The sequence below is a fragment of the Yeosuana aromativorans genome (assembly GCF_014646655.1).
Lineage (GTDB): Bacteria > Bacteroidota > Bacteroidia > Flavobacteriales > Flavobacteriaceae > Yeosuana > Yeosuana aromativorans.
This window is the reverse complement of sequence record NZ_BMNR01000008.1, coordinates 1-1,326: the sequence shown is the minus strand read 5'-3', so window position 1 is coordinate 1,326 and position 1,326 is coordinate 1. Positions and strand designations below refer to the sequence as shown.

Below are 1,326 nucleotides of genomic sequence, written 5' to 3'. Positions count from 1 at the left end.
ACGAATATAACATATTATTTCATTAACATTGTTTTGAAACGGAAAAAAACACCCATGGAACGATCGATTACACTAAAGCACCTGCTGATCGGAAACAAGAAGTGTATTGGGCTCCAATACCACGCTGACAAGGTCACCCAGGCTCTGGTCAGCACATTGCCTGAGCTGGAATGGAGCGATCGGTTCAACATGCACTATGTGCCCAACAGTGAACCGAACCTGAAAGCGATCTTTAAAATGCTTAAGGGCACGGTTTGGGTCAACGGCAACTATTTCTTCCGGGACAGGCCGCTGAAGGATACGGCGGGGACGATTGACGTTCAATGGTTCAGGACCCGTAAGCATAAGGAAGGCTATAGGACCATTCCCGAGGATTACCTCAAAAAACTGGAACTCAAGAAATACGCCAACAGCACCGTTAAAAATTATGTGGCATGTTTTGAGTCTTTCATCAACCATTATAAGGATGTGGATTTAATGTCCCTGGATGAAAATGACATCAGGGACTACCTACAAAGGCTCGTGCAGGAGAAACGATCCAACTCATACATCAACCAGGCCATCAATGCCATAAAGTTCTATTATGAGGTGGTACTGGGCATGCCCAATAGGTTCTATGCGATCGAGAGGCCAAGAAGAGAACATAAGCTGCCAAAGGTACTGTCCAAGGAGGAGGTGCTCGCCATGATAGACAGCACGAACAACATCAAGCACAAATGTATAGTCGGTCTTTTGTACAGTTCAGGTCTGAGGCGCAGCGAACTGTTGGACCTCAAGCCCGTTGACATTGACGGCAAAAGGATGTTGGTCAAGGTCAGGCAGGCCAAGAACAATAAGGACAGGTTGACGGTCTTGAGCAAAAGTGTTTTGGAAGACCTCAGAACATATTACAGGGCACATAGGCCAAAGGAATATTTGTTTGAAGGCCCGGTGCCAGGTGAAAGGTACAGTGCCTCAAGCGTATTGAAAATTGTGACCATGGCCGGTGAAAGGGCCGGGATCAAAGAAAGGGTGAGCCCCCATATGTTGCGGCACAGTTTTGCGACACATTTGTTGGAGGACGGAACGGATCTTCGCCATATCCAGATGTTGCTAGGGCACAGCTCTACCAAGACCACTGAAATTTACACACATGTGGCAACTAACACATTCATGAATGTAAAAGATTTACTATCTTAGTTGCTACAATAGAAATATAGTTACCTTGGTAACTATATACATACGTTGTAAACAATTTAAAAATGACTGAATTAGACAAAAAATTGGAAAAAGTCCAATATTATTTAAAGGACATATCAATTAGAAAACAGAAAAATAATTCTGAGC

1 protein-coding gene is annotated in these 1,326 nt (G+C 44.0%); it reads left to right on the top strand.

The features are described 5' to 3' along the window. Nucleotides 1–54: 54 nt before the first annotated feature. On the top strand, nucleotides 55–1,179 hold the full coding sequence (xerA, locus tag IEW94_RS14690; RefSeq protein WP_188654441.1) for a site-specific tyrosine recombinase/integron integrase: 1,125 nt from the start codon (nucleotides 55–57) through the stop codon (nucleotides 1,177–1,179). Nucleotides 1,180–1,326: the final 147 nt, after the last annotated feature.

Bases quoted from the DNA above. Each gene is read 5' to 3' on its own strand.
- xerA (WP_188654441.1), top strand. From the start codon at position 55: ATGGAACGATCGATTACACTAAAGCACCTGCTGATCGGAAACAAGAAG.